We start from the raw sequence: 8,986 nt of genomic DNA on the forward strand, positions 1-8,986 counted from the left end.
AGGTCACAGCGGCGGCGCGATTTGGCGTCGCCAGGCTGGACGATGAGATGGATGGTGTTGTAAGAAGTGATCTCGATAGCGCGGACATCTCCCGTGAGATGCCTGCTACTGCCGTGCACACGAACAGACCGTGTCTGCAGGCGCCAAGTACCGGTGAACTCCAGTTCACGCAGGTGGCTTTCCACAGCCTCAGCAAGGCCATCGGGGATTTCGGTGCTATGCTTGCCGGCGCCTGGTTTGCTGAAGTCAACGATAAGTGGCTCCGAGCTGTCCAAGGCAATTCCCCACCGAGCGGGGGAGCGATCCTTACGTTTCGCAGCCGGAGCCAGGGGCGGGGAGGAAAGTGCAATTGCCATGTTAAAGAACCTCACAAGTCGATATGACTAGCTTAATGCATTTACCAGTCTCTGGTTGGGGTGTCAATGACAGGCATGGAACGGAGTAGGCTCGAGTCTTGAGAAAAAGACCTCTTTTGAAGGTCTTTTTTGCATAAAGAAAAAGCCTCACCCCGTTGGGTGAGACTTCGTAGACTCCTGAGTCGGCTCGCTAGGGTATATCTCCCTGTTGCGTTTGTGGCAGCCGTGGAGGATATAACCCCCAATGATGCAGTAGAAAGGTGATGTAGGCGAGAGGGCTTCCAGTCCGAGGGCTGCGATCCCGATGCACGCGGCGCCCAATGCGCAGAACAATGTGCCAATGATGGTGAAGTAAAAAATCTCTGCCGGTGGTAAGTTCTTCAATGTGCGGAGATAGTAGCATGAAAACGTTAATATGTCAATGAAGTAAAGACATAAAAAAGGGACTCCCTACGAGTAGGGAGTCCAGTTGACGAAAGCGGACATCAGACTGAGCAGTGCAAGACCGAGGAGTACATAGCCCAGGAGCCGGAGCTCGATGGGTGGGGTGATTGCTCCCCGGCAGGCGCTGGCATAAAAGGGCTTTGCCCTCAGCCGCTGCTCATGGCGAACGAGGAGGCAGCCTGCAAGGGCGAGTGCGATCGCGATTAACATCATATTGTTAGGCGGAATCAGAGCACAGAATGCCCGGTTTGTCAATCAGTACATGGCATAGAAAAAGGCCCGCTAGCAGGAGCGGGCCTTCGATGGTTAGTCCATGACATCGTATTCCTCATTGGGATTCGGAGGTTTGTATGACCAGAGGAGTGCTCCGAACATCGTACAGAGGAAAGCGACGCAGAACGAGGTAAACAGGACATTGCTGGGATCAGCCTGGAGCGAGCCCTGTGGACCCTTGAGGGGGGTTAGGAAGGCGAGGGCCTGCCAGATAAACGTGCCGCAAGCGGCTGCTGCTAGGGCGAGGGAGATTGCCGAGATAACCTTAAGCATAGTGGTCACAAATCCGGTGTGAGGATAGTACAATCTTGCCGACTTGTCAATCAGGTAGAGATTAAAAAAAGACATCCACGGGGATGTCTTTTGAACATAAGTTCCAGAGCTATCAGGTCACTTTCCAAACGCATCATGATGTAAGATGGAGAGCCTTTGCCTCCTCCAGCGCGCTATCAAAGGCAAATTGCTCTTTCCGAGCAGCCTCTAGCGCAGCAGGAAATGAAGACGCAACCTGATCTGGGCCACTGTCATACAGGTTGGCTGCCATGTTCATTTTTATCCATAAGTCTTCAGCCACCTGCCAGGGGTCGACGCGACGCTGGGCCACTAAGCATTCTGGGTTGGCCTCTACAGAGCCGTCTATCGCTGTAATTAGATTTAATAGCGCAGGAGTAGAGCCGGTTTCCCGGAGTGCTTCCCAGGTTAAATCACGCCGCTTCTCACGAACTGGCTGGATTAGGCGACGGGCCAGGAACATTGAGCAGATCACGGCCAGGATCACAAGAAAGAGAGCTGGGGCAGTTGAGTGAAACCAATACGCAGCTACAGAGCCAATGATCAAGGTGAGAAGGATTTGCGCAACCCCTAACCTAAGGAGCTTGGCTTGGTTTCTTTCTAGCCAAAGTGCGCGAAGCATCTCATCTTCCGTAGGGGGACTTGGGAAGTCACGGATATACAACAGGTAGTTGGGGATACCGTGATCGCCGGGGTTTCTATTCCAAGTCTGCTCGGTAAGGGTTGTGAAGGTAAATTTTTTCATTTCTTTGGGCGAACTCTAGCACCTTTACGCAGTTCTGTCAATCTGGTATAGTCCCTATGTACCTAATTTATTCGTGCAGTACCCTTACTCCGGGGAAGTTCGCACGACTCTATAACCCAGGAGCTTTTTTCTATGTCCCGAGGAACACGCCACATTAACCGGCACGAGCTTGAGCCGGATGCAAAATACGGTTCTGTAACCGTAACCAAGCTTATCAACTACGTAATGCAGAACGGTAAGAAGACTGTAGCTACCAAGATCGTCTACACGGCGCTTGAAGAAGCTGCAGCCAAGCTTGAAACCGACGCACTTACGGTTCTTGAGACTGCTCTCAAGAATGTTACCCCCGTAGTAGAAGTCCGCGGCCGCCGTGTCGGTGGTGCCAACCTTCAGGTTCCTATCGAAGTGCCTCGCCCACGCCGTCTTATGCTTGCACTCCGCTGGATGCTGACATCTGCCCGCGGCGCCAAGGGTAAGCCAATGGCTCAGAAACTATCTGCAGAGCTTATTGCTGCTTACAACAACGAAGGTGCTGCCGTCCGTAAGAAGGATGAGACCCACCGTATGGCCGAGGCAAACCGTGCCTTTGCTCACTTCGCACGCAACAGCCGCTAAACGGCATTCTCATGGAATCTCTTCTTTCTCATATCTCGCACCGTCGAAAGATGAACAACCTTGTTTGTCTGGTTCTCGTAATTTACATTTGTGCACTTGCGTATCGGTATAACTGGGATTTCACAAAAATCTCGCCAGTATTTTACATACTCTTAGGCACTTTTGCTGGCGCGCACGGTGAGCTCTTAAATGTAGTTCGCAAGATTAAGAAGGACCAGGATTCACTTACTAAAGAGGGAACTAAGTAAATTTTTATGGCCGCACGTGAATATCCGTTAGAGAAAGTACGTAACATCGGTATTATTGCCCACATTGACGCGGGTAAGACCACCGTTTCTGAGCGTATCCTGTTTTACACTGGTAAGACCCACAAGATTGGTGAAGTGCACGAAGGTGCCGCAACCATGGACTGGATGGAGCAAGAGCAGGAGCGTGGTATTACTATTACTGCCGCCGCTACTACCGCTTTTTGGACCCCGTCTACCCGCCCAGGCAAGGACACCCACCGTTTGAACATCATCGACACCCCGGGTCACGTAGACTTTACCGTAGAAGTACAGCGCTCTTTGCGCGTACTGGACGGTGGTGTTGTGGTATTCGATGGCGTAGCTGGTGTAGAGCCACAGTCTGAGACCGTATGGCGCCAGGCTGATGACTACGGCGTGCCTCGCATCTGTTTCATCAACAAGCTGGACCGTATGGGTGCCGACTTCATGAAGGCCTATCAGTCCATTTTGACCCGTCTGACTCCAAACGCAGTACCAATTCAACTCCCTATTGGGGCTGAAGCAGACTTTACCGGTATCATCGACCTTGTTACTGGTACCGCCCGCATGTTCAAAGATGACATGGGCAAGGTATTTGAAGACGTTGAAGTACCTGAGAGCCACAAGGCTGAGTACGACGAATGGCGCTTGAAGCTCATTGAAAAGATTGCCGAACAGGACGATGCCCTTATGGAGAAGTTTTTCGCAGGTGAAGAACTTTCTATTGAAGAGATGCGTACTGGTATCCGCAAAGGTACCCTTAACCGTACTCTTATCCCTGTACTTGTAGGCTCTGCCCTTAAGAACAAGGGTGTGCAGTCCATGTTGGACGCCGTTGTAGAGTACCTACCTTCTCCGTTGGATATCCCTCCGGTAAAGGGTACTGACCCTAAGTCCGAGGAGCCTTTGGAGCGTAAAGCAGATGACAACGAGCCATTTGCCGCTCTTGCTTTTAAGATTGCTACCGACCCATTCGTAGGGAAGCTTACTTTCTTCCGCGTCTACTCAGGTCAGTTGAAGGCTGGTTCCTACGTTCAGAACACTACTCGCAACGAGCAGGAACGCATTGGACGTATCGTCCGCCTCCACGCGAACAGCCGTGAAGATGTGGACCAGGTATTTGCTGGTGAAATTGCTGCTGCCATTGGCCTTAAGACCACCCGCACAGGTGACACCCTTTCCGATGGTTCTAAGCCAATTCTCCTCGAGAACATCAACTTTGCCGAGCCTGTTATCCAACAGTCCATTGAACCTAAGACTAAAGCCGACCAGGAAAAGATGGGCGTTGCCCTTTCTCGCCTGGCTGAAGAAGACCCAACCTTCCGGATCAGCACTAACCAGGAAACTGGCCAGACCCTCATTGCCGGTATGGGTGAGCTTCACTTGGATATTATCGTTGACCGTATGCGTCGCGAGTTTAAAGTTGAGGCTAACGTTGGTCAGCCACAGGTTGCCTTTAAAGAAGCCATCCGCAATGCCGTCAAAGGCGTGGAAGGCAAGTTTGTCCGCCAGTCTGGTGGGCGTGGTCAGTTTGGTCACGTGGTCATCGATATGGAACCAGGTGAGCGTGGTGCCGGCTTTGTCTTCGAGAACAAGATTGTTGGTGGAACAATTCCTAAGGAATTCATCAAGCCTTCTGAAGAAGGTATCCGTGAAGCCCTTGAGCGCGGTGTCCTTGCTGGATACCCTGTTCTGGACGTTAAGGTTACCCTGAAGGATGGCTCGTTCCACGACGTAGACTCTTCCGAAATGGCCTTTAAGATTGCAGGTTCCATGGCTGCGCAAGCAGGTGTGAAGGCTGCAAACCCTGCCATTATGGAACCTATCATGAAGGTAGAAGTCCTTGTCCCTGAAGACTACTTTGGTGATGTTATGGGTGACATTAACGGCCGCCGTGGCCAGATTATGGGCACTACGGACCGCATTGGTGGCATTAAGGTTATTGATGCCCAAGTCCCATTGGCCAACATGTTTGGATACGCTACAACCCTTCGCTCTTCTAGCCAGGGCCGCGGATTCTACACCATGGTGCTTTCGCACTATGCTGATGTTCCTGCGAATGTTCAGCAGCAGATTATTGAAGGAAAAATAAAGTAGTTTCGCATACTTTTGCGGGACGACTCTCCATCCTCGCTGCAATAATGCAGCTCCGGCTGATGTCGCCCGCAAAAGATGGAACTCTTTTTACGAATCGGAGATGTGCTATCGGAGAGATGAGATTATTTTGGCCTGAGAAAAGACCTCCACGCGGGGGTCTTTTTCTAACCTTAAGCTTGCTTGTCCGGCTTGGACAACCTGATCAATCCCGTACTGCCTGCGTTGTGTTTTAGGGGAGGATTCTCTAGAGTTTAGCTATGACTACATCAACGGTGCCAGCCTATTATTCTATTGCTCGCAAAGCCGGGTACACCATTCGGGATGCACCAGTTGACCCGTATGTTATTCCTGATCCCATCCCTCAGGACAAGGAGGAGCTCGCCACTCTGTTAGAGGCTGCTTTTCCAGATCATCCGCAAATTGCTGCCGGCGCGCGTAAGTATGGGCCCAGTGCATTCAAGATGCTCGCAACGACCGAGAGCACCATGCAGCTCTTTAAGTTAGATAAAACTACCGCTAAACAGCTTATCTCGGTACTTAGGGCTGGCCAATTTCTCTATGCGCCACCCGTGGGTTCGGTACCCCTCATAAGGAGTATTGAAGATGTATACGCTCTATGCCAACCGCTGGTGAACCAGCTGGAAGAGCACTTGGTGGTCCTACTGGTGAATAAAAACTACCAGTTGGCCCTGCAGCAGACTATCGCCATTGGCCATGCGGCAGGTATTGGCGCAGATATTGCGGCCATCGTACAGCCTTCCCTGGAGAGGAAAATTAGCTCCTTTGTGCTGGTGCATAACCATCCCTCGGGAGATCCAACCCCAAGCCCTGAAGATATTGCTTTCACACAAAAGCTTCAGCAGGCAACGGCGCTTATCAACCTAGAAATGCTTGACCACGTCATTGTGGCTAAGGGTGGGTACGCAAGCGCTTTACGTCCACAGGCATGATTGCAGTACTGACAGGGGGAGACTTCTCAGAGAGGGAAGCATCCTTAGCTACGTGCACCGTAGTCACCCAGACCCTAGAGAGCCTCAACAGGCCGTATACGGTCATTGACCTGAAGGAAAAGGATTGGCAGGCCCAACTTTCTGCCATCCAACCAGAGGTGGCATTCATAGCCATGCATGGGACATTTGCAGAGGATGGCCAGCTACAGCGAATCCTGGAAGGGAAGGGGGTATCGTATACCGGCTCCTCAGCTGCCGTTTCTGAGTTGGCCTTCGACAAGCATAGGACAAAAGAAGTTGTAGCCCAGCTTGGCATAGCAGTGCCGCGCCAATTCTGCCGTGAAGAAGCCCTGGGCAACCTTCCCGTAGTCCTCAAACCCAATGCCGATGGTTCCAGCGTAGGTGTATCCGTTGTCAGGAGTGCTGAAGCTTTCCCCGAAGTGCCTGATAACTACCTCATTGAAGAGATGATTACGGGGAGGGAGTTTAGCGTGGCAGTTATAGACGATGGCGGTGCCGCACGTGCTCTTCCTGCAATAGAGATTACCTATCCGGGTGAATTCTTTGATTACCAGGCCAAATATGAGAGCGGTGGGGCGGTCGAAGTGTGTCCGGCAGATATTCCTCAGGAACTGGAAGGCGCGCTAGGTCAGCTTTCTGTGCAGGTATATAAGGCACTCGGGGTATCGCAGTACGCCAGAATCGATTGGATAGTCAGGGATGGTAGGCCCTATTTCTTGGAAATAAACACCGTCCCGGGGATGACTCCCACCTCCCTCATCAATAAGGAGCTGGAGGCAGCGGGAATCCCGTTTGAGGGCTTTATTTCAGATCTTCTCCTCCACGCGGCAGACCCAAAAAAGGACCTGGCCATCCAATAAAACGGCCGCCCAACCAAGTCACGTGCCTGAGACTGGCTAAAGTGTTGACACCACACCTGGAAATCAGATATAGTCGTTTCTGTACATCACTGCCGGCATTCACCGGCAGCATTTGATTGCTATCTATCTTATTCAATACCTAGACCCGACCTCATGGCAGAAGTCTTTCAGCGCAATAAGCCACACGTCAACGTAGGCACCATTGGCCACGTAGACCACGGTAAGACTACTCTTACCGCCGCTATCACAACTGTTTTGGCGAAAAAGGGCCTTGCCAAGGCCAGCAGCTATGCCGATATCGATAACGCACCTGAAGAAAAGGCGCGCGGTATTACCATTGCTACCTCTCACCGTGAATACGAGTCAGACAAGCGTCACTACGCTCACGTTGACTGTCCAGGTCACGCTGACTACGTAAAGAACATGATTACTGGTGCCGCCCAGATGGACGCTGCCATCTTGGTAGTATCTGCCGCTGATGGTCCAATGCCACAGACTCGTGAGCACATCCTTCTTGCAAACCAGGTTGGTGTTAAGCACATCGTAGTCTTCTTGAATAAGCTGGACATGGCTGATCCTGACCTTGTTGACCTCGTAGAGGTTGAGGTTCGTGACCTCCTTTCCAAGTACAACTTTGATGGTGACAACGCCCCAGTTATTAAGGGTTCCGCCCTTAAGGCTCTTGAAGGCGACGCCAAGTACGAAGAAGCAATTATTGAACTTGTACAAGCTCTTGACGATTACGTTCCAGAGCCAACACGCGAAATGGATAAGCCACTGCTTATGCCAGTTGAAGACGTGTTCTCCATCAAGGGTCGCGGTACCGTTGCTACCGGTCGTATCGAACGCGGTATGGTTAAGGTAGGTGAAGAAGTTGAAATCGTCGGTATGAAGGCCACCAAGAAGGTGACTGTTACCGGTGTAGAAATGTTTAAGAAGCAGCTTGACCAGGGTCAGGCAGGTGACAACGTTGGTCTCCTCCTCCGTGGTGTAGAGCGTGAAGACATCGAGCGTGGTCAGGTTATCGCCAAGAGCGGTTCCATTACCCCTCACACAGACTTCGAAGCTGAGGTATACGTTCTTACCAAGGATGAAGGTGGTCGCCACACTCCATTCTTTAAGGGTTATAAGCCACAGTTCTACGTCCGTACCACAGACGTAACCGGCGCTGTAGAGCTTCCAGCTGGCGTTGAAATGGTAATGCCTGGTGACACTATTAAGTTCACCGTAAGTCTTATCGTTCCAGTAGCTATGGAAGACAACATGCGCTTCGCTATCCGTGAGGGTGGCCGAACCGTAGGTTCCGGTGTAGTAACCAAAATTATCAAGTAATTCTTGGTATAGGTTGTCCCGCCTTCGGGCGGGATTCCTGTCTCAAGAATGGTAAACAGCTCAACAGCAGAATAGAGATGGCCGAAGTCGCAAAGCAAAAAATCCGCATCCGCCTCAAGGCATACGATTATCGTATTATCGATAAGTCCGCAAAGCATATCATTGAAACTGCAGAGCGTACTGGCGCCAAGGTAGTTGGTCCAATCCCGCTTCCAAGCGATCGGAAGGTGACCACTGTCCTTCGTAGTCCTCACGTCGACAAGGACTCACGCGAACAGTTTGAAATGCGTATTCACAAGCGCTTGATCGATGTTGTTGAGCCATCCTCAACCACCATTGATTCACTGATGAATCTCGATTTGCCGGCAGGTGTCGACATCGAGATCAAGATGTAATTATTCAGTATCCAGCAGAACCTCTGGGGTAAACCCATGTTCGGAGGAAAACTATGTCAGCTCTTTTAGGAACAAAACTAGGCATGACGCGGGTCTTTGACGAGGCAGGTCGCACCGTTCCGGTGACGGCTATCCTTGCTGGTCCTTGTGTCGTCACTCAGCGGAAAACCGTTGAGAAGGACGGATATGCCTCCGTTCAGATTGGCTTTGGCACAAAACGCCATCCAAACAAGCCACAGGTTGGCCACACCAAAGGTCTTGAGGCTACCCCTCAGCACCTTCGGGAGTTCCGCACGCTTAACCCTGATGATTTTCAGGTAGGCCAGGTTCTCGACGCCACC

Annotated in this window: 10 protein-coding genes; 7 read left to right on the top strand and 3 right to left on the bottom strand. The window is 51.4% G+C overall.

Features of this window, described 5'->3' with window-relative positions; genetic code table 11:
* The 3 genes from VLA04_03440 to VLA04_03450 form a co-directional block, all read right to left on the bottom strand.
* Positions 1–356: hypothetical protein (locus VLA04_03440; GenBank protein ID HSI20730.1), on the bottom strand; the 356-nt coding region annotated here is incomplete at its 3' end.
* A 750-nt stretch (positions 357–1,106) separates the two neighbouring features.
* The gene (locus VLA04_03445) at positions 1,107–1,421 is read right to left on the bottom strand and encodes a hypothetical protein (GenBank protein ID HSI20731.1); all 315 of its coding nucleotides are present in this window, start codon (positions 1,419–1,421) and stop codon (positions 1,107–1,109) included.
* A gap of 58 nt (positions 1,422–1,479) precedes the next feature.
* The gene (locus VLA04_03450; GenBank protein ID HSI20732.1) at positions 1,480–2,109 is read right to left on the bottom strand and encodes a hypothetical protein; all 630 of its coding nucleotides are present in this window, start codon (positions 2,107–2,109) and stop codon (positions 1,480–1,482) included.
* Between the two features lie 132 nt (positions 2,110–2,241).
* Here VLA04_03450 and rpsG point away from each other — a divergent pair, with 132 nt between their 5' ends.
* The 7 genes from rpsG to rplC form a co-directional block, all read left to right on the top strand.
* Positions 2,242–2,724 (top strand): 30S ribosomal protein S7, encoded by a 483-nt coding sequence (rpsG, locus tag VLA04_03455; GenBank protein HSI20733.1) that lies wholly within the window; start codon positions 2,242–2,244, stop codon positions 2,722–2,724.
* A gap of 254 nt (positions 2,725–2,978) precedes the next feature.
* Complete coding sequence (fusA, locus tag VLA04_03460; GenBank protein HSI20734.1) at positions 2,979–5,087, top strand: elongation factor G; 2,109 nt, start codon at positions 2,979–2,981, stop codon at positions 5,085–5,087.
* A gap of 257 nt (positions 5,088–5,344) precedes the next feature.
* Positions 5,345–6,037 carry a JAB domain-containing protein gene (locus tag VLA04_03465; GenBank protein HSI20735.1) on the top strand — a complete coding sequence of 231 codons (693 nt, stop codon included), beginning with the start codon at positions 5,345–5,347 and terminating at the stop codon, positions 6,035–6,037.
* Complete coding sequence (locus tag VLA04_03470) at positions 6,034–6,918, top strand: D-alanine--D-alanine ligase (GenBank protein ID HSI20736.1); 885 nt, start codon at positions 6,034–6,036, stop codon at positions 6,916–6,918. Before VLA04_03465 ends, VLA04_03470 begins: the two co-directional genes overlap by 4 nt.
* A gap of 153 nt (positions 6,919–7,071) precedes the next feature.
* Positions 7,072–8,250, top strand: a complete 1,179-nt coding sequence (gene tuf / locus VLA04_03475) for an elongation factor Tu (protein HSI20737.1) — start codon at positions 7,072–7,074, stop codon at positions 8,248–8,250.
* 77 nt (positions 8,251–8,327) lie between these two features.
* The gene (gene rpsJ, locus VLA04_03480; GenBank protein ID HSI20738.1) at positions 8,328–8,645 is read left to right on the top strand and encodes a 30S ribosomal protein S10; all 318 of its coding nucleotides are present in this window, start codon (positions 8,328–8,330) and stop codon (positions 8,643–8,645) included.
* A gap of 53 nt (positions 8,646–8,698) precedes the next feature.
* A partial coding sequence (rplC, locus tag VLA04_03485) for a 50S ribosomal protein L3 (GenBank protein HSI20739.1) occupies positions 8,699–8,986 on the top strand: 288 nt, incomplete at its 3' end.

The sequence above is a fragment of the Verrucomicrobiia bacterium genome, from assembly GCA_035460805.1.
In the GTDB taxonomy this organism is placed as follows: Bacteria; Patescibacteriota; UBA1384; order CAILIB01; family CAILIB01; genus DATHWI01.